We start from the raw sequence: 26,250 nt of genomic DNA, 5'->3' as shown, positions 1-26,250 counted from the left end.
GTGGGTCTCACTCCGGCCGGCGAGCGCTTCGTCGCTTCAGCACGACGCCTCCTGGCTGCGGAAGCAGAGTTCGAGAGGACCATGGATGGGCACAATGGGGGAATGCCGTCTGTCTTTCGCATCGGCTGCTTCGAACCGTTCGGCGCATTGTTCATGCCTGAACTTCTTCGACGTTTTACAGAAGGCGTGGATATTGAAATTCAGCTCTATGAGGGTGAACAGCCTCAGCTTGTTGATTGGCTGGAGGCAAACATCGTTGATGCGATCGTGACCTATGACATTGGCCCGCGCCTACCCGACGATGCTACCGTGCTTGCCAGAGTTCCCGCGCACGCACTGATCCGTGCTGACGATCCGTTGGCACAGCATCCGGTCGTGAGCCTATCTGAACTTGTCCAGCGGCCCTTCGTATTGCTCGACCTACCCCAGTCCTCGGCCTGGCTGCTCGCGTTGTTCGACCTCGCTGGCCAACGGCCTCGGATCGCCTTTCGGACCCGTAGCTATGAGACGGTTCGCGCGGCCGTGGCCTGCGGTTTCGGATTCTCGATATTGAACATGAAACCAATTGGCCGTGGCAGCCCCGATAGCGACGAGCTTGTCCGCAAGCCGCTCGCCGATGACCTCCCCGTGCCACATTTGATGCTCGCTGATCGGTATGGGACCGCAAAGCCTTCATTTCTTTGGCGGTTCACAAATCTGGCTCAAGCCTTCTTCAACGAGGTTGGCCCCGATCTGACCGAGGCGCGGAGCTGACCCCCCAATTCCAAGCCCCGCTGGATCGGCGCCCATCGTCTCATGCACCAGCGCGGCCAGCCCCTCCGCTCCCTTCCTCTTATGCGGAGCCCTGCAAAACCGCATTGGACTAACCCGCTCCGCGGTCGCGGAGCGGCAAGGAGGCTATGCGCCGACGGCGCGATCCCGATGGCGTCGTCCGTGGCGCCGGTCATGCATGCCAAAGGAGCTCCAACTGCGCGAAGCATGGGGTGGCTGCTTGCAGCCCAGTCCATCGGACAAAGGAGCTTGTCATGACCCAACTTCGCCAGCGCATGAGCGAGGACATGCAGGTGCGCAACTTCGCGCTCAACACCCAGCGCTCGTATCTGCAACAGGCGTCGCTGTTCGCCCGCTATTCGGCAAGTCGCCGGACTGCTCGGGCGCGAGGACATTCGGACCTACCAAGTCTATCTGACCAACGAGAAGAAGCTGGCGCCCGGCTCGATCCGCACCGCCATTGCGACGCTGCGTTTTCTCTACAGTGTGACGCTCGAAAGGGACTGGGCGCCTGAAGAGGTCCTCCCGGTCCCAAGAAGCCGCAGAAGCTGCCTCATCCTCAGCCCCGAGGAAGTTCAGCAATTCCTTGGCTGCGCCCTCGACGTCAAACACCACGCCATTCTGACCACTTGCTATGGCGCCGGCTTGCGCATCTCGGAAGCGGTTCAGCTGAAGCCCATGGGCATCGACAGCCAGAGAATGGTCATCCGCGTCGAGCAGGGCAAAGGCCAGAAGGACCGCTACGTGATGCTATCGCCCAAGCTGCTGGAGATCCTGCGCGATTGTTGGAAGGTGCGCCGGCCAAAGGCGTGGCTCTTCCCCAGCGATCGTGCCGGCCAGCCGATCACCAGCAGCGCGGTGGGACAAGCCTGCGCGAAAGCGCGCGACCTCTCCGGATTGTCCAAGCCGGTCACGCCCCATAGCCTGCGGCACGCCTTCGCCGTCCATCTGTTGGAGGCCGGCGCCGACGTGCGCACCATTCAACTCTTGCTCGGTCACCGCAGCCTCGCGACCACTGCCCATTACCTGCGGATTGCCACCAACAAAGTCTGCGCCACATCGAGCCCCTTCGAGCTCTTACCGCGTCCGGCGCCCACCCTGCCGCCAGCCGCCAAGCCTCAGTACTTCTGAACGGTCGCGGCAATGGCCCGCTCGGGGCCGGAAGTGGCGGACATATTCCGCCGCTACGGTGAAGCCTATCGTGCGCAGCATGACGCATCGCTGTCGACCGCCCAGCGTCGCGTCATGACGGCGATCGAACTATCCCGGACCGCCGCGCTCGGCGGGCATGTCGAGCAGTACGATCACTGCGGCCATAGCCGCATCGCGTTCAACAGCTGCTGCGACAGGCATTGTCCCCGCTGCCAATCGCTGGCCCGCGCGCAGTGGCTGGAGGATCGTCGCGCCGAACTGCTCGACACGCAGTACTTCCACGTCGTCTTCACGCCGCCGGAACCCATTGCCGCCATCGCCTATCAGAACTAGGCGCTCGTCTATTCCGCGCCACCGCCGAGACCCTGCGCACCATCGCCGCAATCCCAAGCACCTGGGCGCCGAAATCGGCTTCTTCGTGGTGCTGCACACCCGGGGCCAGAACCGGCTGCACCACCCCCATCTGCACTGCGTCGTCCCGGGTGGCGGGTTCTCGCCGGACGGCACGCGATGGATTGCCTGCAAGCCAGGCTTCTTCCTGCCGGTCCGCGTGCTCTCACGCCTTTTTTGACGGCCGTTTCTGGAAGACCTGGAGAAAGCCTTCGCGGCCGGCGAACTGCAGTTCTTCTCTGACTTGCAGGCCAGAGCGTAACGCCTTCCGGCGCTATCTAGCGCCCCTTCGAAAGGCCGAGTGCCGAGTAGGTGGGGGCGTTACTGCCCCCACCCCTCACAGACCCGGACGTGCAGTTTTCCCGCATCCGGTTCCTCATGGTAGAGTTTCGCTCACGGTGGCAAACGAATGGAGAATCCTGGCTGGCGGCAGCGGATGGCGTTTCAGGATTTCGTTAAGGCGGGTCCATCGGAACACGCTTTGACGATCTCGCCGAGATAGCCATTTCCGCCATATCCTCACGACCTGGTGGGCGAACCATCGCAATCGCCGAGCATTTCCTCCGACGCCATAATAGGCGAAGTGGCCCCGCATCATGGACGAGAGATGGCGATGCTGATCGCGGATCGACCAGTTCCGGTGTTTCCGGCACCAGTCACTTATCGCAGCCAGCGCACGAGCAAAACGGCCCTTGGCCGTGACTTGCATCACCATGTCCTTGCCTCTGCGCGACCGTCCCCACACGTGGGTCAGGCCGAGAAAGTCGAACTTGGTGCCATCCTCTCCGGATGCCGTGTGCTCTCCGTCCTTCGCGGGCGAAAGTCGACGAGACGCGTCTTGTCGGGATGGAGCGTAAGCCCGAACCGTCCAAGACGTTTGTCCAGCACTGCCAGGACACGCTGGGCGTCGACGATGTTGTCGAACGCAATGAGCGCATCGTCAGCGTAGCGGGCAATGGTACAGCCCCCACGGAGCCGCGGCCGCACCTCGGTCTCGAACCATTCGTCCAGCACGTGGTGCAGGAAGATGTTCGAGAGGCAGGGCGAGACCACGCCTCCTTGCGGGGATCCTTCGGCCGTTCGGTGCAGAAGACCGTCTTCGACGGCTCCTGCGTTCAGCCATTTATCGATCATCCGTCGGATGACGCCGTCCGTGACTCGCTGGTCGAGGAACGCCCGGAGGTGAGAGTGCGGAATCGAGTCGAAGTATTTCTGTATGTCGAGATCGATCACCCAATAGAGCCGCTTTGCCCACAGCACGTTCTGCATATAGCGGAGCGCCTGATGGGCCGAGCGGCCCGGTCGGAACCCATATGAGCAGGGGTAGAAATCCTCCTCATAGACGGTCTCCAGCACCATCGTAATGGCGCGTTGCGCCACCTTGTCCTCGAAGGTCGGAATGCCGAGCATCCTTTGCGACCCATCCGCCTTGGGTATATAGGCCCGCCGGACCGGCGGCGCACGATATCGGCCGGACTTGACGCGCTCCAGGAGGTCCAGAAGTCTGGTCTCCAGGTTCACCTCATAGTCCGCCGCCGTGACGCCGTCGATGCCAGGGGCACCATCCTTGCGGGTCAGCCGGTAGGCCTCCTTCATCCAGTCCAGATCGGTGACATGGTGGAGCGAGCACAGCGCCACACCCCGTTTCGTCCTCGCCAGTTCGGCTATCCGTTGTCGGTTCGTAGACAGGTTTGTGGGGTTCAGAGCCCCCTCCCATGTTTCAGGTCAACGGTTCTCTACACATGACGCCTCCCTTCGCTCCGTCGGGTCCCGGTGAGCCCAGTTCCCCGTCTTCACTGCTACTATGAAGGCGCTACGACTTCCCGCTCACGCATACCTGCTCCCTTATAGTTTCGGTCACAGGCCCCACATGCGCCTCCCATGTTCGTGCTCGCCGAGGCGCTCCCGATGAGCGTGGAGGACGCTCATCGAGCCTGGACCCATGGTCAACCGGCGGTCCCTGTTCCGGCCGTACTTCGCTTGTGGACGTAAGCGGGATCTCACAGGTTCCCTGGCGATCCATCCCATGCCTTTGCCCTGCTCCAAGACCCCGGCCGAGCCGCCAGAACCTCGCCCTTGGCGGTTCCGACGATGCTGCCCCCGGGCTACCCACGCCGAAGGCCTCCGCATGCACATAATCTCGAGGCTGACACATGGCTTCAGCATCCGCTGTCTACGCTTCACGAGCGACGTTGCCGCCGCCCATGCAAGACTCGCTTCCGGCTGGCGGGCTGCGCCTTTGCCGGGAGGGGGTCGAACCCTCTGGATCGCTTCGAAAGGTTTCAGGATCTACATTCCATTCTCCTTTCCAGGGCTTAGCCTGTCGCAAGGGTGATCTACGCCAAGCCGCCCGGACCCGAACAGGTCCTCGATTACGTCGGCCGCTACACGCACCGCGTCGCCATCTTCAACAACCGCCTCATCGACATCGAGCATGGCGCCGTTTGTTTCCGCTGGAAGGACTATAGGCAAGCGGCAAAAGGTCATGACCGTCTCGGCCGACGAGTTCATGCGTCGCTTCCTGCTACACGTGCTGCCGGAGGGCTTCCATCGCATTCGCTATTACGGCTTCCTCGGCAATCGCCATCGCGCGCAAAAACTTGCCCATTGCCGCGACCTCCTCGGCATGCCGGCTCCCAAGGCGTCGAACAGCCGCTCGGCGAAGGACTACCGCGACCGCTACGAGGACCTTACCGGCCACTCCCTCCGACAATGCCCAGCCTGTCATCAAGGGCCGATGATCATCATCGAAACATTCGACGGCGTCACCGGACGCCCGTTATACCAGGATACGTCATGAAACAGGGGCGCCGCCTTCCTCGTCATCAGCATCGCGCCGGCCCGCTCGGAAGCCAAACTGAGCCAGTCCCGCGAAGGTGTGCGCCGTCACGCCCGGCAGCCTCTCGCGGCAGGGCGCGGCGCCGATCCTCACTTTGCCCGAACCGATATCCGTGCCGCTTTCGGCGCATGCCACGCCTTCAATTGTCGCGTCCGCGACCGCATCCGCAGCGCCACGCGATGGCTGTTCATGGGTGCGGCCTCTATTGAACACCCATAGCGGCCACCCGTGCCGGCGGCTTAGTCCAACACGTTTTTAGCTCACCGTCGCGATCCACTGCAGCGCGCCCTCGCCAACCCGCCTTTCTGCGCGACGCCAAGCTAAAGACGCTCTGCAAAGTCCACAGGCTTCGTCGCGACCATCACCTTGACGGCGCCCGTCGGCCCGATCACGACGTGGCCGTCAGCGCACGGATGACCGCCGCAACGCCGCAACGGCGCGACCACGGTGCATTCGTGGCCGAGCGAACGGATCAGCCGGTAGACACCATAGCCGGTTGGGCCTGCCTTCGTAGCAGAAATGAACCCGATCGAACTTGCGCGATCCGCTGGATAACGCGGCGCATGCTTGTGTCCGATGCATCGACCTCGCCGAAGAAGCGAACCTCTGCCTCCCGGCCGGCATCAGCAATCGCGATGGCGTTCCTCAGCTTCGCAACATCGATTCCGACAAATGCTTCCCTATAATCTGCCACGGCTCGTCCCCCTGTGTATGAGGCTCGGCTCGGTCCGCCCGAGCAACCTCGGACGCGCAGTGTAGGGCGAGCCACCTCACCACAGTGAGGCGGACATACGGTCTTTCTTTTCTAAGTGAAACTTGTTCCGTATTGATACCTACCGGTCCTGCCGGCCATCGCAGACGGAACCGGGTGGCAGGCCGTCAACGATCCCACCCAAGTGCCCAGGGTGCTGCAATTGTGGCAGCGAAAAACTGCCCAAATCAATGCCAATCGCATTTGGCTTCGACTATTATAGAAGATGGGCACGGTGGTACCATTTGATGAATGCAACGCGGAACACGCAACCCTCTCTATACATCTTTAGGAAACGTGTCGTTCAATATCCTAACTCTAGGCTGACTTCCCGCTGCATCGGCTTTCCCGCGAAGAACTCAACGAGATTCTCCGTTCCCCATTGTATGTTGCGTTGAAGAACATCTTCTGCATTTGCAGCTTGATCACCAGAGGTGAGTACGTTCGGAAGCTTGTGGATTGCCAAGCGTGAACCGATCCCGCCGGCTGGAAATGTCTGCCCGAAACTGTATTGCCACCAAACATCGGCCGCAAATCCGGCCAACCGTCCAGAAGTCAAAGCTTCATACAGCGGCTTCTCTTGAACCAACCCAGAACGAGAAACGTTTACAAGTAAAGCGGACTTTTTCATTGCCGCGAGCTCCGCTTCACCGAACAATCCACTCGTTTCCTTTGTATTGGGTGCGGCAACTACAACATAATCGCATCTCGGCAGAACATCGCGCAGTTCATCGATTCCATACACAGCGTCGACGTTTTCGACGGGTTCACCCTTGCGACGACGAACACCAACTACACGCATGTCAAACGCTTTCGCATACTTAGCAATGCGCCCACCGATGTTGCCAAGTCCAATTACGCACATAGTCCGACCGTGCAACATGGAAGACTGGGTCTCGTCGGCATAGTTCGGAAACACCATCCGGCCTTCGTACATCTCGGTGTGCTTAAGGAGGGTTTTCTTCGCAAGGGCTAGCACAAACATCATTGCGTGCTCGGCGACCGCCACCGCGTTTGAGCCGCGGATGTTGGCAAGTTTTACGCCACGCTGCTTGAATCGGTCGAGCACACCCATTAGCCTGAGATCGTCGCATCCCGAATGCATCCAGGAGAATACTTTCAACTTTTCTGTGTAGTCGAACAAGCCGTCCGGTACGCTGAGCCCAATTATAGCGTCGGCATCGGGTGCCAAATGTTTCACATGATCCAAATCACAATCAAACCGAGAAAGGTACTGCCCCCGGGGTGCGACAACCTCGAAACCATCGGGCAGCGCAGATTTTATCATGTTCTTTTCTTCTTCCGAAGCGTACCACAAACAAAGGACCTTCATCCCCAATTGCTCCCATATAGAATTTACTTTGGCTTGAATCGCGGTCGGTTTCAGCCCAGCGGCGGCTAGGTTACGTTCGTTTTCTGGCCGATTTCATGCATTTTTGCCGCTTCTGCGACACAATCCTGCATCTGTTTTCACTCCTGCGCAGCAATGCGCCGCTCTGTCACCACGAGATGGTTACCTCGCTTCCCCGCCAGATATTGCCTCGGTCAAATTTGGTGAATGGTGGCCATACAGGCTTCCGGCAGCAAACAAAAATGATGTCCCCAGTTTGTGTCGGTAGCTCGTAGATCCACCGCCTTGGGGAAGCAGGACATGTCCGCATTCGGCAGTGAATCCTCGAGTCTGGGGTCGCAGAAGCGCATCGAGTAGAAGCAGCGCGGCGCGGCGAGTAACCCAGCCGGTGCTCAATGCAAGCACGTCGGCTGCCGGTCCTGCCACGCCATCTCGCGTGGCATCGCTTCAAGCGCTTGGAACCACAGGGACGCCGAGGCGCGTCGCGTGTTCCCGGAGGGTGCAGCTGGTAGAGGTGCGATGATGCAGCAAGATCCTGCAATGGGCAGCAGAAAGCGCCGCAATCCTGCAAACAGGCCCAGAGTTTTGGCGGCTTTCTTCGTGCTGCCCTGATAGTTTCGTATGCTCAGCTCGGCGCGGGAACAGGGGCTCAACTTGCATGAAGAATTCCTACACCAATAGCCTTCTAAGCGGTTCCGAACGTGAGGCGGTGCTCGAACTGCGCCATGCGATGCACCGTGAGCCGGAATTGTCCAACAGTGAATGGAAAACGCAACAACGAATTAAGGATACGCTGGAACGATTCGGCTTGGTTGGAGCGAGCGCCTTTCACCGGACAGGTTTTTACATCGATATTGAGGGAACAGCTTCCGGCCCGAAGCGAACGATCGCTGTCCGCGGCGATATCGACGCCCTGCCGATCAATGAGGCCCGTAACGACTTGCCCTACCATTCTCAAGTACCGGGAGTGATGCACGCCTGCGGCCACGACCTGCACGCCTCCGTCGCGATGGGAATCGCAGTGGCATTCCACAGGATGCGGAGCAATTTTGCCGGTAAGGTGCGCGTATTTTTCCAACCGGCTGAGGAAGCCGAGCCGCTTGGCGGTCGCACTGTTGCCGAAGAACGTCTGCTCGACGGGTTCGATCAGGCGGTGGGCTTTCATGTCGCTCCATCAATCCCGTTGGGCCGATTCGGCGCGCGTGCGGGCGCGGTGACGAAATCCGCCGACCAATTCACGGTGACCGTGACCGGCAGCGAGGCACACGGCTCGACACCTCATGCCGGCATTGATGCGATCACGATCGCGGCTGCATTCGTCAACGAAGTCCAGAAAGTCGTTTCACGGGAAATGCCGGTTGACGACAGGTCGGTTATCACGATCGGCACGATCCATGGCGGCGAGGCAACCAACATAATCTGTCCCAAGGTCGTCCTGGAAGGGACAATTCGAACGACCAGTCCGGAACGTCGGCCGCTCTTAGCGCAACGCCTGCGCGAAATTGCCGAGGGCGTCGCAGCGATGCACCGCGGCAAAGCCTCAGTTTCTGTTCAGTCCGGTGAACCTGCTGTCATCAACGACCCTGAAATGGTTCGCCTGTTCCATGAGACTGTGTTGGATTTGGCAGGGCCTGACGCTTTCGCAGAAGGCGGAACGGACAGCGGTAGCGACGACTTCGGGTTTTATTCCCAATGCGTCCCGTCAATCTATTTCCTATTTGGCAGTGGCGAACCGGGCAACGAATCTGGCGTGCATACACCGGCATTCGCTGTTTCCGACAAGGTTCTCATTCCGACGACCGAACTCGCCATCAAATACTGCTTTCGATTGCTGAGCGCGCAGCCGGCGCGGTGACCGTTCCGTCGAGGCGGACTCCTCATCAGGTAAAAATGGAAATGATCGGCCTAGACTTGATAGAGCAAGCACGCGAGCGCATCGCCAACCACGTCCTCTGTACGCCTCTCGCGACATCGACGTCACTGTCTGAACGCATCGGGACGCAGGTCACCTTGAAGCTGGAGCATCATCAGTTGACCGGCAGCTTCAAGCTCCGGGGTGCAACGAACGCGCTCCTTCAGCTAACAGAAGTGGAGCGCGAGCGGGGCGTTATCGCAGCTTCGACCGGCAATCACGGGCGAGCGCTGTCCTATGCCGCCCAGGCTGTTGGTTCTCGCGCCACCATCTGCATGTCAAGGCTGGTTCCGGGAAACAAGGTCGCCGAAATCCGGCGGCTCGGCGCAACCGTGCGTATTGTGGGATCTTCGCAAGACGATGCCCAGGAAGACGTCGAGCGGCTGGTTGCAGAGGACGGGCTCAGCATGATCCCGCCTTTCGACCACCCCCATATCATTGCCGGCCAGGGGACAGTCGGGCTTGAGGTCGGCGAGGCGATGCCGGATGTTGCGACGGTGCTTGTTCCGCTTTCTGGTGGAGGTCTCGCCGCAGGTGTTGCGGCGGCCGTGAAGGCCATGCGAACTGATGCGCGGGTCATCGGAGTGACCATGGACCGAGGGGCCGCCATGAAGGCGAGCCTTGACGCCGGCCACCCGGTTCAGGTGAAGGAATATCGCAGCTTTGCCGATTCACTGGGAGGCGGCATCGGGCTGGCAAACGCCTGGACTTTCCCCATGTGTAGAAACCTCCTCGACGATATCGTCCTCGTCAACGAAAGCGAGATAGCCGCCGGTATCCGGCATGTTTACGAGCATGAGCGCGAGATCGTCGAGGGCGCTGGTGCAGTTGGCATCGCGGCGCTGCTTTCCGGCAAGCTGGCCAATCTCAAAGGCCCGATAGCGGTAATTCTGTCGGGCCGGAACATCGACATGGCGTTGCATCGCGAAGTGATCAACGGACTGGACAGCTTAAGCGAGGCCGACTGATGCCAACCATGAAGATACTGACCGAGTCGGAGATCAGGCAGATCGTCCCGCTCGATCTGGATGCTGTGAAATGCACGGAAGACGCCTTTCGTGCGCTGGCCGTGGAAAATGCTGTGCAAATGCCGCCCATTCTGCGTCTGGACGTGCCTGACAGCAGGGGCGAAGTCGATGTCAAAACGGCCTATATTCCCGGCCTGAGCGGTTTCGCAATCAAGATCAGCCCCGGCTTCTTCAACAATCCGAAGATCGGTCTTCCGAGCACAAATGGGATGATGGTTTTGCTCTCAAGTAAAACCGGGTTAGTGCAGGCTCTGCTATTAGACAATGGCTACCTGACCGACGTGCGGACGGCCGCGGCCGGCGCTGTTGCCGCAAAACATCTGGCGCAAGAAGATGCTTCAATTGCGACGATCTTCGGAGCGGGCGTCCAGGCGAGACTACAACTCCAAGCTCTCACCCTGGTGAGACCTATTCGAGAAGTCCGTGTGTGGGCGCGTGATCATCGCAAGGCGGAGTCGCTCGTAGAGAAATTGAAACTCGAACACAACTTTTCAGTTTCAGCTGTCGCCGATCCAAGGAAAGCGATCACCGGTTCCCAGATTGTTGTGACCACGACACCGGCCGACCGGCCGATCATTGACGCCTCTTGGCTTGAACCCGGGCAGCACGTGACAGCTATGGGCTCTGACGCCGAACATAAAAACGAAATCGATCCGGTCGCGATTCAGCGCGCAGATGTTTATGTGGCGGACAGCCTTAAACAAACGCGGAGGCTGGGTGAACTCCATCATGCCATCGACGCCGGCCTTCTCGCGGGCGATGCGGACTTTCCGGAATTGGGCCAAGTTATTGCGGGCGCGAAGGTAGGTCGCAGGAGCGTTTCCAACATCACCATTGCCGATCTTACCGGAACAGGTGTTCAGGACACAGCGATTTCCGCATTGGCGTTTCAGCGCGCTCAGGAACGCAATGCCGGCTCACTTTTCGAGAGCTGAGGATAGTGGTCACTTTGTGCCGTGCTCGCTCTCGGGAGCCGGACTGGTCAGGTCCTGGTCAAAATACGCAGTGTGGTTGTTATCGGCACCAAGAAGTCGTAGTCCAACAAGCGCCCACGTTGTAAAAAATCCAGTCGTTCTAAAGGAGCTAGATATGTCGATTGTCAAGGGACCTCAAGCTTTCCCTCGTGCCGAGTTTCTAAGGCGGCTTACCGCAGTCAAGGCGGAAATGGACCGGCTCGAAGTCGATACGCTTATTGTCGGAAACTCATCTGATATCACCTATCTGACGGGTTATACGGCGAAATCGGGATATGTACCGCAGGCCGTCGTGCTTTCTTTGGTCGACGAAGAACCCACGTTCATATTGCGTCGTCAGGATGCGCCTGCAGCATTACACCAGACATTCATGGATCGTGGCAAAATCATCGGGTATTCGGAAGCGCTAATTGGTAATCCAGATAAGGACGGATTCGACGCTGTCATCGATTTCGTGAATGAGCCCGGTGCTGCAAACCGCGGGGTAGGCGTGCAGCTTGGTGCCCTCTCAGCAAGATCAGCCGAGAAGTTCAGGTCGCGCCTGCCAAAGGCTCGAATTGTTGACTGCACTCACTCTGTCGCGTGGATTCGAATGATCAAGTCTGATCTCGAAATATCGACGATGCGAGAGGCCGCCGCGATTGCGGACGCAGGTGTTCTGAAGGCGTGTGAGGTTATCCGACCAGGTGTGCGTGAAGCTGACGTTGTGGCCGAAGTCGCGGCTCAACTGGCTCGGGGAGCCAACGGAAAAGCCGGCACGGACTTCGCGCCGATGTATTTTTGCTCTTCCCCACGTACTGGCACCAGCCATATCCAGTGGAGCGAAGATGTCATTCGGGAAGGGTCGCAAATCAATCTCGAAATCGCTGGCGTTCGGCATGGCTACGTTTCAGCCATAATGCGCACATTCTCGGTGGGACGCCCCTCCGATCGTCTCCGCCGCCTTCATGATGCAGAAGTGTCGGGTTTAGAAGCGGCACTCGGTGCGGTGCGGCCTGGCGCAACATGTAGCGATGTTGCGAATGCGTTTTATCGAACACTTGAGAAGTCTGGGTTTCAAAAGGATTCGCGATGTGGTTACGCCATTGGGATCGACTGGAGTGAGCCGACCGCAAGTCTTAAGGACGGAGATATTACGGAACTGAGACCGAACATGACCTTCCACCTCATGGTTGGAAACTGGATCGAGGAGGATTTTGGCTACGTGATCAGTGAGACCTTTCGCGTAACAGAGTCAGGCTGTGAGGTGCTGACCAAATCACCGCGAAAGCTGTTCGAGCTTTAGGAATCTCACGAGTCGGAAACCCAAAAAAAGCTCTTCGCGCACATCATGAGTGCTGATCCTTAGACGACGAATGAGCGCGCGTTCAGCCCACAACAATAGCAGTCAGCGAGGAGGTGTCATGGCCTCCAAAACTATCGGCTTCATGACGGCGATCGTTGTCCAAGCTTGTCAGACCAGAAAAATTTCGCGGGCTGGCAATCAGTACTGTCACGGAAAAATGCGGAGGCTCCCATGTCACTGAACTTGACCCAAAATGACTTATCGCACGTGGTTGCCGCCGACCGCGAGCATGTCTGGCATCATCTTAGCCAGCACAAGCAATACGAGACCGTCGATCCAAGGGTTTTTGTCGAAGGTAGTGGGCTCAAGCTTTGGGATGCGAACGGCCGGGAATATCTGGACGCCGTCTCCGGGGGCGTCTGGACGGTCAATGTCGGTTACGGGCGCGAGAGCATCGCCAACGCCGTGCGCGACCAGCTCGTCAGGATGAATTACTATGCAGGCGCGGCGGGCAACGTTCCGGGCGCGCTCTTCGCCGAGAAGCTGATCGGAAAGATGCCGGGGCTGACCCGCGTCTATTACTCGAACTCTGGCTCTGAGGCCAATGAGAAGGCCTACAAGATGGTTCGCCAGATTGCTGCGCGCCATCACGGAGGCAAGAAGTGGAAGATCCTTTATCGCGAGCGTGACTATCACGGCACGACGATCGGAACACTCGCAACCTCCGGGCAGCCGCAGCGAGCCGATCAGTACGGTCCCTATCCGGACGGCTTCGTCATGGTTCCCCATTGCCTGGAGTACCGGAAGCAATGGGATGTCGAAAACTACGGCGAACGTGCGGCCGATGCCATTGAAGAGGTGATCCTGCGTGAGGGGCCGGATACAGTTGGTGCGATCGTGCTGGAGCCCGTGACGGCCGGCGGCGGGGTCATCACGCCGCCGGAAGGCTATTTGCAGCGGGTGCAGGAGATCTGCCGGAAATACGACATCCTGCTTCATATCGATGAAGTGGTTTGCGGCCTCGGCCGCACCGGTACGTGGTTCGGTTACCAGCAATACGGCATCCAGCCCGACCTGGTGACCGTGGCAAAGGGCGTGGCCTCGGGGTATGCCGCCATTTCCTGCACCGTTACCACCGAGCGTGTATTCGAGATGTTCAAGGACGCGCCTGAAGATGGCATGAGCTATTTCCGCGACATCTCGACGTTCGGTGGATGCACAGCCGGACCGGTCGCAGCACTTGAGAACATGCGCATCATCGAAGACGAGGGGTTGTTACAGAACACGACCCTCATGGGCGAGCGGACGCTCGCCAACCTGAACGCGCTGATGGAGAAGCATGCATTCATCGGTGACGTGCGTGGCAAAGGCTTGTTTTGCGGAGCTGAACTGGTGGCGGATCGCAAGACCAAGGAACCTCTCGACGAGAAGCTCGTCCAGGCAGTCGTAGCAGAATGCTTGAAGCAGGGCGTCATTATCGGAGCGACCAATCGCTCGCTGCATGGAGGGCTAAACAATACGCTCTGCCTTTCGCCCGCTTTAATTGCCACGCCCGATGAGATCGACCGGATCACAGATGCCATCGACAATGCCTTGGCGAAGGTGCCCGCCTAAGAAGACCGGTGCGCCGTCAATGCAATCTTGGAAATCCGCGCCTCAAACGAGCGGCCCACAAGTTGGGCCATGTTTCCCGGTCTTACGGTGCGTCGCGGCCCGCGCTGGCTGCGCTGAGGGTCGCGGCCAGCCTGCATCTGGGCGACCAGTTCCAGGGCAGCATTAAGCCGCTTGTTCTCGACGATCTCCGATCTGTGAACTGAACGCAGCTTGTCGAAGGTTCCGTAGGGTAAGGTAATGCCGTCGTGTGACCTCAAGGCGGCCGATAAGCTCGAAGAGATGATCCTTGCCGAAGGGCCCGACTCCGTCGCCGCGTCCATCAGCGAGCCGATCCTCGGCACTGGCGGCAATCGTGCCGCCGCCTGCCGGTTATTGGGAAAAGATGCGGGCCGTGCTGAAGAAATGAAGAAATGAAGAAATATGACGTGCTGCTGGTCGCCGACGAGGTGGTGACCGGCTTTGGCCGGCTGGGCTCGATGTTCGGCTCCGATCATTGCGGATTACGGCATCAAGCCCGATCTCATCACCATCGCCAAGAGTCTGACCTCGGCCTACGCGCCGCTATCGGGCGTCTCGTTTCGGGCAAGGTCTGGCAGGTTTCAGTAACAAATGTGCCGGGATCTACTTCAACGCTGGCACGGGCCATCCCGATGTCGCGAAGCAGGGATGTACTGAGTACAATGTTGTGCTCGATGCCGCCGCTTACGCAACATTGCGAGAACTGCTCCTCGCTGTGAGCGGTCGACGCGGCGGAAGTAATAGGGCGCCTCGGTGTGCAGGATCGGGGCGCGCGGCAGGTCTAAGGCATTGTGGAACAGCTCCAGCCCGGTCAGCGAGCCGGTCATGACGGAGCCGTGATAGCGCGGCATCAGCACGATCGAGGCGGCCAACGCCTTTGCGCCGGCATTCACGGCGGACTTCAACGCACGCTTCGGCAAGGCACCGCGCAATTGGAAGGATATGCACCGCCCTCTCGCCGATCATGAGAATCTGGACGGCACCATGTGCCGCAAGGAGATCCGCACGCTGTCTCAGGCTTTAACCCTGCGCTACGACAAGTTGCTTTCCATTCTCGATCGACCGATACCGCAAATTGCCCGTAAAAAGGTCATCGTCTGCGACTATCCCGATGGCCGTCCGCCACGTTCGACATCCCGTGCCCGATCTACTGGATGCCGTGCCACGAGACGGTATTTAATGACTACCTCGATATGAAGGTCCAACGGTTCGGCACCTTCTACCGTTTCAAGCAGGGCGACGTTCTGCCGAAGTTGTCATCCGCCCTCCAAAGTTAGTGGCGGCGCAACCGTCCGGTGAGCGCCTCACCTGAGGCTACATGGCGGCCGTGGAGATTGCCTCAGAAGCGGCGCCCAATCGGAAACCTTAGCACCTCCGCGTTTTGGCGTGGCTGCTTGAACTCTTCGACGGCAACCGCCTCAATCAACAGGTCCAAGGCTTCGCGTCCCCTTCGACTCATCGGGTCATTGCCACAAAGGTAGTCATACGCTCGATCTAAATGCACTCGGGCGGCCGAAAAATTGCTTGTCATAGGACCCTCTCTACCCGCCCGCATTGCCGTCTACGAGGTGAAGGTCGCGCCATCGTCAATATCTACAGACAAATTTGAATTAAATCGGAGATGATCGGGGGAGTAGCCAGGATTTCCCCCCACGGTGCCTGAACCGGTCGACTTCGACGCCGAGGTCTCGGCATTCCTCGCGCGCCTGGAGGCAAAAGTCCCCTGACATGATGCCGCCGTCGAGCCCGCCGACGATCACTCGCTGGCGCTCGGTCGGATCATAAATGCCGAGCACCCCGTTCCGAGACCACCTTTGACCTCCGTCATTCGATGCAGACTCGCGGAACCGGCCCCGATTCTGCGGCGTAGAGCCAGAGGCGGCCGCCAGGTCCCAGGCCGGTTGGCTCCAAATCGCGCTAGGTCGTGTGGATCAAGTTTGTCCACACCCCTTAGCTATACGCGTGGGGGCGATAATACCATCGAAGAAGAAATGGCGCAGGTATTGGGTACTGATCCGTCGGAGCACCCAATCCCGCCAGCAACGCGGTTCGCAGCCATCTCGACCGATTGGTGGACTCCTGACTGCGGGATCTAAGGAGCTTTTCTCAGCCTATAGCTAAATGGAAAGACGCCGAACCCCTCGATCGCGCCAACCGCGACCCAACCTACTGGATTGCAGAGCGAAAAGAGCGCGTGCGGCTCGAGCGACTTGCGAGGAAAAGGAAATGGCGCCTCGGCATGACGGACTCCGACTGCCTGAGCTGCCTTGGCGCCGGCATTGCCTTTCAGTGCGCGCAAGGGGAGCGTTCCCGTGGCCAGTGCTGCCTTGCTGGAAGGGAGCAGGTGGGGTGTTCTAGCAACACGGTTGAGTGCCCGGGGTGCCAACAATGAACAAATGCGCAGGAACGCTCGATCCGGCGCCTTCGGCCGGCCTGAGACCCTACAACCTGTGCAAGTGCACAGGTAGCGAAGTGCGTCCAGGTTCGAGCACAATGGGCGTCGGCGCAATTTCCATGCCGACCACCAACGGAGATATCTGCGATGACCAGCAACATGCGGCCAATGAAAGCGAGCGAGATTCCCGCCTTCGTCGACAAGGTGATCGAGGCTGGCTGCGACATCTGCGCGATCGGTCTCTTAGGCTATTCACTGGGCGATGTTGACGGCAAGGTACCCTGGCGCAAGGTAAAAAGAATCGTGGAAGAGTTTGGCGATCGTGATCACCTGCTACCGGAGATCGTTGCCTATCTTCGCTCGATTGGTCGATACATAGAACTCTCGTCGTCGACAAACGAGGGCCGGAGACCGCCCAAAACAGGCACTCGAAGTTGGAACGCATAAAGGACGGGTCGGATACGATTGTCGAATCTGGCTCCTTCACCGACAATGACGAGCTGGACTTCGGGACGGGTATCGACGCCAACGAGCTGTGGTTTGCCCAACAGGGCAATAACCTCGTCTTCTCGTACTGGGCACCACGGACAAGGGTCGGCCAATGACTGTTCGCCGGGCAATGTCGTCGAGACTATCAAGTCCGGCGACGGCAAGGTGCTTAGCCATTCCGACGTGGCAACTCTGGGTCGCGGCCATGGCTGGTGTCGATCCGGCAACGTCGCACACGGAATTCGGCATCCAACCAAAGATGCGCAGTTTGCCGACGCCTAGCAGGTTGTGACCATTGCTGCGGCAATGCCGCAGTCCTGGATGGCTGATGAAAACAAGTCCAAGATGTGCCCAGTGGTTGCGCTTCCACCGCACCACCGGGGTCTTCGCCGGAGCCAATGCCCCCCCAACTGAGTTCCATAATATGCGTTATGCAACTTTAAGTTGTAGCAGCTAAGTTAAAATGTCCGGATCTGGCAAAGTAGGAATGTCGCTCCTGCCTTGCCAATCTGCCCGCATTTGAGAGCGCGGGAGATTGCAGATTGGGACTGGTTCTGATGAGCGAACGCGAGCTGCGGCGTATCGAGGTTTTGTCGAAGATTGTTGAGCGGCGAATGACGAGCGTTGCGGCGGCAAGCTTGCTCGGCGTTTCAGTTCGTCAGATCCAGCGGCTGTTGAAGACGTTCCAGGCGGATGGCGCTGCGGCTCTCCGGCACAAGGCGCGTGGCCGGCGTTCCAACAATCGCATTGTCGATGGTGTTCGCGACTTCGTGCTGGAGCTGATCCGCGAACACTACATCGACTTCGGTCCAACGCTTGCCCGCGAGAAGCTGATCGAACGGCATCAGCTCGCGGTCAGCAAGGAGACGCTGCGCAAGTGGATGACGGAGGCTGGAATCTGGACGTCGCGCCGTGAACGCAAGCAGCGGCTGCATCAGCCCCGCGGGCGACGAGACTGCCTGGGCGAGATGGTGCAGATCGACGGCTCGCATCACTGGTGGTTCGAGAACCGCGGTCCCAAATGGGCCCTGCTCGTCTTCATCGACGATGCGACCGGCAAGCTCCTGCATCTGCGCTTTGCGGGGTCGGAGAACACGTTCGATTATTTCCATGCTGCCAAGGCGTATCTGCGGCACTGGGGCAAGCCGCTTGCGTTCTACAGCGACAAGCATGGCATTTTCCGAACGACCCATGGTTCCGAGAAGGATAGAAGCAGCGGCCTGACGCAGTTCGGCCGGGCTCTTTATGAGCTCAACATCGATATCATCTGCGCCAACACCCCACAGGCCAAGGGTCGCGTCGAGCGCGCCAACCAAACGCTCCAGGACCGGCTTGTGAAGGAGTTGCGCCTGCGCGACATCAGCACGATCGAGGCCGCCAACGCCTATGCGCCCGATCATGAGAATCTGGACGGCGCCATGTGTCGCAAGGAGATTCGCACGCTGTCTCAGGCTTTGACGCTGCGCTACGACAAGGTGCTTTTCATTCTCGATCCGACCGATACCGCAAAGCGACTTGCCCGTAAAAAGGTCATCGTCTGCGACTATCCCGCTCGCCTTGAGGTCACTCACGACGGCATTAGCCTGCCCTACAGAACCTTCGACAAGCTGCGTTCAGTTCACAGATCGGAGATCGTCGAGAACAAGCGGCTTGATGCCGCCCTGGAACTGGTCGCCCAGATGCAGGCTGGCCGGGAGCTTCATCGCAGCCAGCGCGGGCCGCGGCGCACCGGACAGACGAACCACATGTTCGGCATTCCCGATGGCAGCCAGAGCAATGGCTATGTGAAGCGTGGCCGCAAGCCCGGCAAGAAGGCGGATTTCACAAAGGACCCCGCAGTCGTCGTGCGGCGTGAGCAGGCGCTTGCCAGAATGCCGGCAGCCAAGGTCGAGAGCCAGGCCGTCAAAGTCGATCTGACGCTCACGGAGAGCGATAGGCATCGTATTGCGGATGTCCTCGCAGTGCTGGACGAGTTTCCAATCAACCGGAAGGCTCAACCGACAACGGAAGCCGGCTTTTAGCTCGACGAGGGCCACGCGGCTCTCAAAGCTAAAGCCGAGGGAGATCTACTGGATCGCCCCCGATCGGGCTGCGCAACCCCGACCAGCTGACGCCCGATCGGGCGCTCACGTCGCAGCCGGCAGCACCGTTATGCGACATTTCTACTTTGCTGACATCGCGACATTCGAACTTGGTTGCAACAAGTTGTAGCAGCTAAGTAAAATATCCTGATCTGCCAAAAATAGGAATGTCGCTCCTGCTTGTGCCTTGCCACTCTCTCGCCTTCGAGAGCGGGGAGATTGCATCTTGGGACGTTTAAGGGGTGGATTTTCGTTTAAACGGTTCAAATGGGCGGTCGTCCGCCAGCAACTTCTCCTTGCTAAGTAATCCGGCATTCTCGAAGGCCTCGCGCCAGTTCGAGGCGCATTCATATCCCCCTCCGCAGCAGCACGCGCAAGCATCGTCACAAGCCCCGAGCCGCTTCGCGTTCGGCGCTGTCCAATTTCCGACAATGTCGGATACGCAACGTAGCAGGGTCAGATCTACCAGACTGCGTATAAATGGTTTTCTCATTTGGCACGGTACATGCACCATCATCCGCAAACACGTGCCCGACGAAAGAAGACGTCGCATGATCACCTCACCAAAACATACCGCCGCCGCGGAACAAATCACTTCGCCCCGAACCTTGCTTATCGTCCGTCCCGTCACCACAACCGGAGCCATCCGCTTCGTCTTCGACGGCGGCACCACGCAGGACTCGGCTGACAAGGAGGGACTGGCCAATTTGATGACCGGCCTGTTCGACGAGGGCGCCGGCGATCTCGACAGTGATGCCTTCCAGGCGACGGTTGACCATGCCGGGGCCGAGATGAGCTTCGACGCGCAGCGCGACGGCATTTATGGCAGATGCGCATGCTGCCCGAACGGAAGGACGCCGCCTTCGATCTGCTCAGGCTCGCGCCTAACAGCCCCCGCTTCGACCAGGAGCCCGTCGACCGCATCCGCGCCAAGCGGCGCAGAATCTACGGCACGCATCCTTATTCGAGGCCGGACGAGGGGCACCAAGGAGAGCCTCGCCGGCATAACGCCGGTCGATCTAGGCGCCCTCCACAAGGCCGCTTTCGTCGGTGACGGGCTGCACGTAGCGGTCGTCGGCGACATTGATGCCAAAGGCCTGAGTGAAAGGCCCCACGACTCGGTCGGCGATTTGCCTCAGAAGCAGGCGATCGCGCCGGTGGCCGATGTCGCCCCGAGCTCGGCCGGCGTAATTGGTCGCCTACGACCCGCCGCAGACTTCGCTGCAGCTTGTTTTTCCCGGCATCGGACGCAGCGACTCGGAACTCTAAGCCGCACAGCTGATAAGCAAAATACTCAGAGGCTCGCCATTTACCTCACGTCTGTTCCAGGAAGTGCGCGAAAAGCGCGGCCTTGCTTACGGTATCCATTCCAGCCTGAAAGACCACCAGCATTCCAATGCGCTTGTCGTGACCACGGCGACGCGCGCCGACAGGGCGGCCGAGACGCTCGGGCTGATACGCCACGTGATCAGGGAGTTGGCGGAAACAGGGCCGACAGAGGCCGAGCTAAAAGCGAGCAAGAAATATCTGATCGGCACCTATGCTACCAACAATCTGGATTCCTCCAGTTCGATTGCAGCCACGCTTGTCGGGTCTTGGCATCGGCTACACCAGTGCCGCGCCGCCCTCATCGATCGACCAAGTCGAGGCAGCGGCGAAGAAGCTGCTTTCGGCCGAACCCGCCATTATGGTGGTCGGCCCGCGCGTGGACGCCAAAGAATGGGCCCGGGCTCCAATTTCGCCATTCTTCTCCCCTTGTGAGGCTTTTACTGGGAGAGATCGAGCCCAAAGGGAGATTCCGATGTCTGAAGCGAGTCAGGAAAAGTTGGACGCATTCTTGGGGAAAATGGTCGGCGATCTCGGTGCGATCGCTACGGGCGCGGCTGTCTTGCTAGGCGACAGACTCGGCCTGTTCAAGGCATTGCGCGAAGGCGGCAAGATGACGGCCGCCGAACTTTCGACACGCACCGGTACCCAGGAGCGCCTTGTAAGGGAATGGCTTTCCGGGCAGGCGGCGGCGGGCTACGTCGACTACGATGAAGCCAACGACCAGTTCTATCTCAACGCCGAGCAGGAGCTGGTGTTCGCCGATGAAAATAGCCCGGCCTTCATGGCTGGCGCATTCGAGTTCCTATCCGCGCTGTGGCTCGACGAAGAAAAGGTGAGGCAGGCATTCCAGTCCGGTAAGGGCGTTGCATGGCACGATCATAGCGCGTGTCTGTTTCGCGGTACGGAACGGTTCTTCCGTCCAGGCTATAATGCCAATCTGATCGACTCCTGGCTGCCGGCCCTGGAGGGCGTAGTCGAGAAGCTCGAACGCGGCGTGGATGTCGCGGATGTCGGATGCGGTCATGGCGCATCGACGGTGCTCATGGCACGTGCTTTCCCCAATTCGCGCTTCGTCGGCTTCGATTATCACGCCCCTTCGATCGAGCGCGCCCGCAAGGCCGCCGAGGAAGCCGGCGTCGGCGCCAACACGCGCTTCGAGGTCGCGGCCGCCAAGACCTATCCCGGCACCTATGACCTCGTCGCTTTTTTCGATTGCCTTCACGACATGGGCGACCCGGCGGGCGCCGCCACCCATGTCCACGGGTCGCTCAAGCCGGATGGCACGTGGATGATCGTCGAGCCGTTCGCGCATAATCATCTAGCGGCGAACCTCAATCCCGTCGGACGCGTTTACTATGCCGCTTCCACGTTCGTGTGCACGCCCGCGTCCCTGTCGCAGGAAGTCGGGCTCGGGCTTGGCGCCCAGGCCGGCGAGGCGAGGCTACGCAAGGTGGTGACCGGCGGCGGCTTCAAGCGATTCCGTCGCGCCACGGAGACGCCGTTCAACATGGTGCTGGAGGCCCGTCCCTAGCGCGGCCGTCGCTAGAAATTGCAGCTCATCGCTTTATGGTGAAGATCGTCGTCAAAATCCGAACTCACAGTTATCGACAAATTTTCAGAGGCGTCACTCCCCTGACATCCGATTGGAGTTGTTAGAAGCCAACAGTAGTTGAAGGCACACGCAGCCAAGCTCGTCGCCTAGAGTAGTTCGGTGCTCTCCGAGAATCCAACTCCGAAGACCGTACTCCGCGCAAACGCGCAGTTTCTCCACCTGAACTTGGGCGACTTCGGCGGCGTCGGCGACAAACGCGAAAAGCGCCAGGAGCGGCACTGCGACCAATGGCCCTTTCATAAACCTCGAATGCGCTTTCAATCTTGGCGATGCGTTCCGTCAGTGTGATCTGAAAAGACTCATGCTAATCACAGCTTCACGACGCCTTGCGACGCAACGCCGTTTGGTATCCCAACCATTGGTGAATTTCGGCGGCGATGCGCCCGGCATGTGCGGTGACTTCGGGAATTCCCATCAGTTCGCCGACGCTGCCTCGCGCCAGTGGCCCGCTGACGAAAATGCTATCGGTCGGGCGCCCGGATGTGCCGACCGCACGGCCTTGGCTGTCGGTCTCCAAACCAAGACCAATCGGGTCGAGCCGGACCAATCCCATCCGCTCGAGCGCCGCAATCGCCGTGTTGGTCCGCAAGATATCGGCGTGCGCCGGTCCGGTCGTCACGATCACACTGTCGAAAGCATCGACAACGACGCTGCGTTGGCCACGCAGCCGCTGCCTGACGCGAATGCATCCGTCTACCTGTTCGGCGCCGACAATCGATGCGGCGCGATAGGAAAGCCTGCCCTCGGCAGCGCGGCGATCGAGCACGGCCGCGATCTGTGGCGCAACGCGGAAGCGATGCACATCCCACAGCGCGCGAAGATGACGCACAACCTGGCGCTGCTCGGCTAGCGGCAAGGCCTGCCAGATGGCCTGTCCCTGACGCCGGACGGCATCGAGCACCGGGTGCCAGTCTTCGCCCTGACGCTTGGCATCAAGGATCGTTACCCGGATGCGCCTGAATAGTGCCGTTGCGCTTCGTGAAGGAAGGGTCGTGAAATCACCGACTGGATCGGCCGGTATCGAGGCGTGGCTGCGCGAGCGATAGCCATGACGTGACAGCGCGACAATGTGGCCACGATGCCCCTTGCGGTCGAGGGTCGCAATCACGTCCGCCGACGTCAGTCCGGTGCCAACGACCAGGACACGGTCGTCGCGGCCGATCGCTTCCAGCCTCTCGAGATCATAGGGATTGGCCACCAGCCCGGCTGTGCCAGCCACGGACTTCAGGGGCATCGGCAAGGCCGGCGGCGGATGCGTCGTCGCAATCACCACGGCGTCGGCAGCGAGCGTCCCGCCATCAGCGAGGATCAGACGGTAGCCCTCGCCGGTGCGCTCGACCGATGCGACGGCGGACCTGACATGGCGGATCGTTTTGCTGAGCAGAAAGGGCTGGAGATGGGATTCGACATAGCCGCCGAAAACACGGCGCTGCGGGTAGATCGCGCCGTTGGCGGCAATAGCCTCGACATCCCCCACAATAGCGCTGCTCTGCTGCAGCCAGTCGGCGAAGTGGCTATCCTGGCCGGAGATCAGCGTCATCCTCGAGGCCGGCACATTGATGCGGTGTGAAGGATCGGTCGTCGAATAGGCCAGACCATAGCCGAGCCTTTCGCGCGGCTCGACGACCACGATATCGGATGCACTGGCCGGCAGCAGCCGCGCCAGATGAAACGCAGTCGCCGCACCTGAAAAGCCGCCGCCGACAATCGCTATGATCGGTTCGCTGGCGCTCAAGACTGGCTCGCGCGCAGCGACGACGGGCGATGGTCGCCGGCCACCGTTTCGCCGAAGGGGCCCATGTTAACCGCCGTCGGCCGCGTCGAGATTTCGTGATCGAGCGGCAACAGCGGCAGCACCAGTTCGCCGAAGCGATAGGCTTCCTCCAGATGCGGATAGCCGGACAGGATGAAGGTATCGATGCCGATGCGCCGGTATTCGTCGATGCGCTCCGCCACCGTCGCCGCATCGCCGACCAGAGCGGTGCCGGCGCCGCCGCGCACCAGGCCGACACCGGCCCACAGATTCGGACTGATTTCGAGTTTGTCGCGACGGCCGCCATGCAGCCGGCTCATGCGCGACTGGCCGACGGAATCCATGCGCGCGAAAACCTTCTGCGCCTCGGCGATCGTCTTGTCGTCCAGGCGGCTGATCAGGCGGTCGGCATCGGCCCAGGCTTCGTCATTGGTTTCGCGAACGATGACATGCAGCCTGATGCCGAAACTCACCTGGCGTCCGGCCTTCTCGGCAAGGCCGCGCACATGGTCGACCTTGGCGGCGACGTCAGCCGGCGGTTCGCCCCAGGTGAGGTATTTGTCGATCTGCTCGGCGGCGACCGCATTGGCCGCCTCCGACGAGCCACCGAAATACAGCGGCGGATGCGGGGTCTGCACAGGCGGGAACAGCAGCCTTCCGTCCTCGATGCGGAAGTGCTTGCCTTCGAAGGCAATGGTCTCGCCGCTGAGCACGGCCTTGTAGATATCGAGAAACTCCCGCGTCACCTCATAGCGCTCGTCATGGCTGAGGAAGATGCCGTCGCCCTTGTTCTCGACCGGGTCACCGCCGGTGACCACGTTGATAAGCAGGCGCCCGCCGGAAATGCGGTCGAGCGTCGAGGTCATCCGCGCCGCGAGCGTCGGCGACTGCAGCCCGGGACGGACGGCAACGAGGAAGCGGAGCCGCTGCGTCAACGGCGCCAGCGCCGACGCCACGACCCAGCTGTCCTCGCAACTTCGGCCGGTCGGCAGCAGCGCGCCGTAATAGCCGATGGCGTCGGCGGCCTTGGCGACCTGGGTCAGATAGGGCAGGTCGACCGCCCTGCCCCCCTCGGAGGTGCCGAGATAGCGGCTGTCGCCATGGGTCGGAAGAAACCACAGGACCTTGATCCTGTCGGGGATGGCAGTGCTCATGAACAGTCCTCTATGACTTTACGGCGTTCTCGCTCAGCTCCAGGCGTGTAGCGGCGGATTGACGTCGTTCAGGTAATAGTTGCCGAGGATCGCGTATTTCCAGCGCACCGGATCGTGCAGCGTGTGGGTTCGGGCGTTGCGCCAGTGCCGGTCGAGATTGTGCTCGGCCAGTGTGGATCGCGTGCCGGCGAGTTCGAACAGTTTGTTGGTGGCGTTGATGGCGATCTCGGTGGTGAGGATCTTGGATTCGGCAACCGCGATCTGCGCTTTCGCGACGGTCCTATCGTTCGGATCGGCCACGGCGCGGTCGACCGCAAGGCCGGCCTTGTCCAGAACCGCCTCGGCCGCATTGGCCCGCAGGCGGAGGTCGCCGACCGCCTGGATCGTGTAGGGATCCTGCCAGGCATGATCGACGCCGCTGTCGATCCACGCGCGCGACTTGGTGCGCACGAAGCTGACGGTTTCGTCGATCGCCGAGTTGGCGATGCCGAGATCGACAGCAGCCTGGATGATCTGGAAGATGGCGCCGTCGGCGGTCGGCCGGTCATAGCCCTTGTAGCCGGGGACGAGATGCGTCTTCGGCACTTTCACATTGTCCAGCAGAACTGTGCCGGACAGCGTCGTCTTCTGGCCGAAGCTCGACCAGTCGTCGATGACCGTCAGTCCGGGCGCGCCGCGATCGGCGATGGCATACCAGGCCCGGCCCTCGTCATCGAGCGCCACGATCGGCACCAGATGGGCGAGCAGCGCGCCGCTGGAATAGAATTTCTGGCCATTGACCACGACGTGGTCGCCAGCGTCGACGAATTTGGTCTCGAAGTCGGCCGCCCGCTTGGAGCCGAATTCCGAGAACGCGTTGCCGAACCGCGTGCCGGACAGAACTTCGGCGAAGAGCAACTGCTTCTGGGCCTCATCAGAGACGGTGCGGATGGCGGCGACGACGCCGAGATGGTTCTGCGGAATCTGGCCGAGCGACGGATCGGCCGCCGAGATGATGGTGATCACCTTCGACAGCGTCACATAGGAGAGTTCCGGTCCGCCATAGGCCTTCGGCACGTTGATCGACCACAGGCCGCTCTGCGAAAACGCATCGAGCTCTTCCTTCGGCCAGATGCGCTCGCGGTCCCGCCTGGAGGCGTCCTTGGCGAAGTCTGCGGCCAGTTTTTCCGCCACAGCGATCGCCTCGGCATCGGTCTTGATGACATGCGCTCTGGCCGACGGACGCTCGACCGGAGGGACGGCGCTGCGAGTATCGGACGGCTGCTTCGATTGGATGGTCATGCTGCGGTCTCCTGGGGAAAATGTTGCGATGGAAGCGGCGTGCCGCCGAGATAGTAGGTCTTGATGTCGTC

General features: G+C 60.2%; 18 protein-coding genes and 7 pseudogenes. 16 read left to right on the top strand and 9 right to left on the bottom strand.

What is annotated here, in order from left to right; translation table 11 throughout:
- The 4 genes and pseudogenes from NKJ32_RS31330 to NKJ32_RS31320 all read left to right on the top strand — a co-directional run.
- The coding region (locus NKJ32_RS31330) for a LysR substrate-binding domain-containing protein (protein ID WP_352829953.1) at nt 1-753 on the top strand (753 nt) is incomplete at its 5' end.
- Nucleotides 754-1,025: 272 nt separating this feature from the next.
- Nucleotides 1,026-1,286, top strand: a complete 261-nt coding sequence (locus NKJ32_RS35630) for a hypothetical protein (protein WP_502902713.1) — start codon at nt 1,026-1,028, stop codon at nt 1,284-1,286.
- On the top strand, nt 1,186-1,902 hold the full coding sequence (locus tag NKJ32_RS31325; RefSeq protein WP_502902714.1) for a tyrosine-type recombinase/integrase: 717 nt from the start codon (nt 1,186-1,188) through the stop codon (nt 1,900-1,902). Before NKJ32_RS35630 ends, NKJ32_RS31325 begins: the two co-directional genes overlap by 101 nt.
- Nucleotides 1,903-1,914: 12 nt before the next feature.
- Nucleotides 1,915-2,566: pseudogene (locus NKJ32_RS31320) on the top strand (IS91 family transposase); the annotation flags it as partial.
- A 497-nt stretch (nt 2,567-3,063) separates the two neighbouring features.
- Here NKJ32_RS31320 and ltrA read toward each other — a convergent pair.
- A complete protein-coding gene (ltrA, locus tag NKJ32_RS31315; protein ID WP_352829951.1) occupies nt 3,064-3,951 on the bottom strand; it encodes a group II intron reverse transcriptase/maturase in 888 nt (295 codons plus the stop codon).
- A 693-nt stretch (nt 3,952-4,644) separates the two neighbouring features.
- Here ltrA and NKJ32_RS31310 point away from each other — a divergent pair.
- Nucleotides 4,645-5,113: pseudogene (locus tag NKJ32_RS31310) on the top strand (IS91 family transposase); the annotation flags it as partial.
- A 473-nt stretch (nt 5,114-5,586) separates the two neighbouring features.
- Here NKJ32_RS31310 and NKJ32_RS31305 read toward each other — a convergent pair.
- Both NKJ32_RS31305 and NKJ32_RS31300 read right to left on the bottom strand, forming a co-directional pair.
- Nucleotides 5,587-5,846: pseudogene (locus NKJ32_RS31305) on the bottom strand (IS110 family transposase); the annotation flags it as partial.
- A 361-nt stretch (nt 5,847-6,207) separates the two neighbouring features.
- The gene (locus NKJ32_RS31300; protein WP_352829949.1) at nt 6,208-7,236 is read right to left on the bottom strand and encodes a 2-hydroxyacid dehydrogenase; all 1,029 of its coding nucleotides are present in this window, start codon (nt 7,234-7,236) and stop codon (nt 6,208-6,210) included.
- Between the two features lie 676 nt (nt 7,237-7,912).
- Here NKJ32_RS31300 and NKJ32_RS31295 point away from each other — a divergent pair.
- From NKJ32_RS31295 to NKJ32_RS31265, 6 genes and pseudogenes are all read left to right on the top strand, one after another.
- On the top strand, nt 7,913-9,109 hold the full coding sequence (locus NKJ32_RS31295; protein WP_352829948.1) for a M20 family metallopeptidase: 1,197 nt from the start codon (nt 7,913-7,915) through the stop codon (nt 9,107-9,109).
- 41 nt (nt 9,110-9,150) lie between these two features.
- Nucleotides 9,151-10,134, top strand: coding sequence for a hydroxyectoine utilization dehydratase EutB (gene eutB / locus NKJ32_RS31290; protein ID WP_352829954.1), 984 nt, complete (start codon nt 9,151-9,153; stop codon nt 10,132-10,134).
- The gene (eutC, locus tag NKJ32_RS31285; protein ID WP_352829946.1) at nt 10,134-11,129 is read left to right on the top strand and encodes an ectoine utilization protein EutC; all 996 of its coding nucleotides are present in this window, start codon (nt 10,134-10,136) and stop codon (nt 11,127-11,129) included. The genes eutB and eutC overlap by 1 nt, the downstream gene beginning before the upstream one ends.
- A 154-nt stretch (nt 11,130-11,283) precedes the next feature.
- Entirely contained in the window at nt 11,284-12,453 is a 1,170-nt protein-coding gene (locus NKJ32_RS31280; RefSeq protein WP_352829944.1) for a M24 family metallopeptidase, read from the top strand.
- A 231-nt stretch (nt 12,454-12,684) separates the two neighbouring features.
- Nucleotides 12,685-14,067, top strand: a complete 1,383-nt coding sequence (gene tpa / locus NKJ32_RS31275; RefSeq protein WP_352829942.1) for a hypotaurine--pyruvate aminotransferase Tpa — start codon at nt 12,685-12,687, stop codon at nt 14,065-14,067.
- A gap of 261 nt (nt 14,068-14,328) precedes the next feature.
- Nucleotides 14,329-14,672: pseudogene (locus tag NKJ32_RS31265) on the top strand (aminotransferase class III-fold pyridoxal phosphate-dependent enzyme); the annotation flags it as partial.
- Between the two features lie 101 nt (nt 14,673-14,773).
- Here the strand turns inward: NKJ32_RS31265 and NKJ32_RS35625 are convergent.
- Nucleotides 14,774-14,927: pseudogene (locus NKJ32_RS35625) on the bottom strand (aspartate aminotransferase family protein); the annotation flags it as partial.
- Nucleotide 14,928: 1 nt separating this feature from the next.
- Between NKJ32_RS35625 and NKJ32_RS31260 the strand changes: the two are divergent.
- A pseudogene (locus NKJ32_RS31260) lies at nt 14,929-15,204 on the top strand (ISNCY family transposase); the annotation flags it as partial.
- Nucleotides 15,205-15,424: 220 nt separating this feature from the next.
- On the opposite strand, the gene NKJ32_RS31255 reads toward NKJ32_RS31260, so the two are convergent.
- Nucleotides 15,425-15,616, bottom strand: coding sequence for a hypothetical protein (locus NKJ32_RS31255; RefSeq protein ID WP_352829940.1), 192 nt, complete (start codon nt 15,614-15,616; stop codon nt 15,425-15,427).
- Nucleotides 15,617-16,627: 1,011 nt separating this feature from the next.
- On the opposite strand from NKJ32_RS31255, the gene NKJ32_RS31250 reads away from it, so the two are divergent.
- Entirely contained in the window at nt 16,628-16,927 is a 300-nt protein-coding gene (locus tag NKJ32_RS31250) for a Y4lK-related protein (protein ID WP_352829938.1), read from the top strand.
- 599 nt (nt 16,928-17,526) lie between these two features.
- Nucleotides 17,527-18,855: pseudogene (locus NKJ32_RS31245) on the top strand (ISNCY family transposase); the annotation flags it as partial.
- 755 nt (nt 18,856-19,610) lie between these two features.
- On the opposite strand, the gene NKJ32_RS31240 reads toward NKJ32_RS31245, so the two are convergent.
- Nucleotides 19,611-19,829, bottom strand: a complete 219-nt coding sequence (locus NKJ32_RS31240) for a hypothetical protein (RefSeq protein ID WP_352452598.1) — start codon at nt 19,827-19,829, stop codon at nt 19,611-19,613.
- 553 nt (nt 19,830-20,382) lie between these two features.
- On the opposite strand from NKJ32_RS31240, the gene NKJ32_RS31235 reads away from it, so the two are divergent.
- Nucleotides 20,383-20,811 carry an insulinase family protein gene (locus tag NKJ32_RS31235; protein WP_352452599.1) on the top strand — a complete coding sequence of 143 codons (429 nt, stop codon included), beginning with the start codon at nt 20,383-20,385 and terminating at the stop codon, nt 20,809-20,811.
- Between the two features lie 40 nt (nt 20,812-20,851).
- Nucleotides 20,852-21,910 carry a class I SAM-dependent methyltransferase gene (locus tag NKJ32_RS31230; RefSeq protein ID WP_352452600.1) on the top strand — a complete coding sequence of 353 codons (1,059 nt, stop codon included), beginning with the start codon at nt 20,852-20,854 and terminating at the stop codon, nt 21,908-21,910.
- Between the two features lie 397 nt (nt 21,911-22,307).
- Here the strand turns inward: NKJ32_RS31230 and NKJ32_RS31225 are convergent, their stop codons facing one another.
- Genes NKJ32_RS31225 through NKJ32_RS31215 form a run of 3 tightly spaced genes read right to left on the bottom strand, consistent with a single transcriptional unit; the run spans nt 22,308 to nt 26,179 of the window.
- Nucleotides 22,308-23,726: an FAD/NAD(P)-binding protein gene (locus tag NKJ32_RS31225; RefSeq protein WP_352829936.1), complete on the bottom strand. Its 1,419-nt coding sequence runs from the start codon at nt 23,724-23,726 to the stop codon at nt 22,308-22,310.
- Nucleotides 23,723-24,898, bottom strand: a complete 1,176-nt coding sequence (ssuD, locus tag NKJ32_RS31220; RefSeq protein ID WP_023722900.1) for an FMNH2-dependent alkanesulfonate monooxygenase — start codon at nt 24,896-24,898, stop codon at nt 23,723-23,725. The genes NKJ32_RS31225 and ssuD overlap by 4 nt, the downstream gene beginning before the upstream one ends.
- A 33-nt stretch (nt 24,899-24,931) precedes the next feature.
- Nucleotides 24,932-26,179: an SfnB family sulfur acquisition oxidoreductase gene (locus NKJ32_RS31215; protein WP_352829934.1), complete on the bottom strand. Its 1,248-nt coding sequence runs from the start codon at nt 26,177-26,179 to the stop codon at nt 24,932-24,934.
- Between the last annotated feature and the right edge of the window lie 71 nt (nt 26,180-26,250).

This window comes from Mesorhizobium sp. M0159 (genome assembly GCF_040322295.1).
GTDB lineage: Bacteria > Pseudomonadota > Alphaproteobacteria > Rhizobiales > Rhizobiaceae > Mesorhizobium.
The sequence above is the reverse complement of the archived record's forward strand: the minus strand, read 5'-3'. Positions and strand labels throughout refer to the sequence as shown.

Excerpts from the sequence above, each read along its gene's own strand:
- NKJ32_RS31300 (WP_352829949.1), bottom strand. The coding sequence starts at position 7,236 with ATGAAGGTCCTTTGTTTGTGGTACGCTTCGGAAGAAGAAAAGAACATG.
- NKJ32_RS31230 (WP_352452600.1), top strand. The coding sequence starts at position 20,852 with ATGTCTGAAGCGAGTCAGGAAAAGTTGGACGCATTCTTGGGGAAAATG.
- eutC (WP_352829946.1), top strand. The coding sequence starts at position 10,134 with ATGCCAACCATGAAGATACTGACCGAGTCGGAGATCAGGCAGATCGTC.
- NKJ32_RS31280 (WP_352829944.1), top strand. The coding sequence starts at position 11,284 with ATGTCGATTGTCAAGGGACCTCAAGCTTTCCCTCGTGCCGAGTTTCTA.
- NKJ32_RS31295 (WP_352829948.1), top strand. The coding sequence starts at position 7,913 with ATGAAGAATTCCTACACCAATAGCCTTCTAAGCGGTTCCGAACGTGAG.
- NKJ32_RS31250 (WP_352829938.1), top strand. The coding sequence starts at position 16,628 with ATGACCAGCAACATGCGGCCAATGAAAGCGAGCGAGATTCCCGCCTTC.
- eutB (WP_352829954.1), top strand. The coding sequence starts at position 9,151 with ATGATCGGCCTAGACTTGATAGAGCAAGCACGCGAGCGCATCGCCAAC.
- NKJ32_RS31255 (WP_352829940.1), bottom strand. The coding sequence starts at position 15,616 with ATGACAAGCAATTTTTCGGCCGCCCGAGTGCATTTAGATCGAGCGTAT.
- NKJ32_RS31240 (WP_352452598.1), bottom strand. The coding sequence starts at position 19,829 with ATGGTCAACCGTCGCCTGGAAGGCATCACTGTCGAGATCGCCGGCGCC.
- ssuD (WP_023722900.1), bottom strand. The coding sequence starts at position 24,898 with ATGAGCACTGCCATCCCCGACAGGATCAAGGTCCTGTGGTTTCTTCCG.
- NKJ32_RS31215 (WP_352829934.1), bottom strand. The coding sequence starts at position 26,179 with ATGACCATCCAATCGAAGCAGCCGTCCGATACTCGCAGCGCCGTCCCT.
- NKJ32_RS35630 (WP_502902713.1), top strand. The coding sequence starts at position 1,026 with ATGACCCAACTTCGCCAGCGCATGAGCGAGGACATGCAGGTGCGCAAC.
- tpa (WP_352829942.1), top strand. The coding sequence starts at position 12,685 with ATGTCACTGAACTTGACCCAAAATGACTTATCGCACGTGGTTGCCGCC.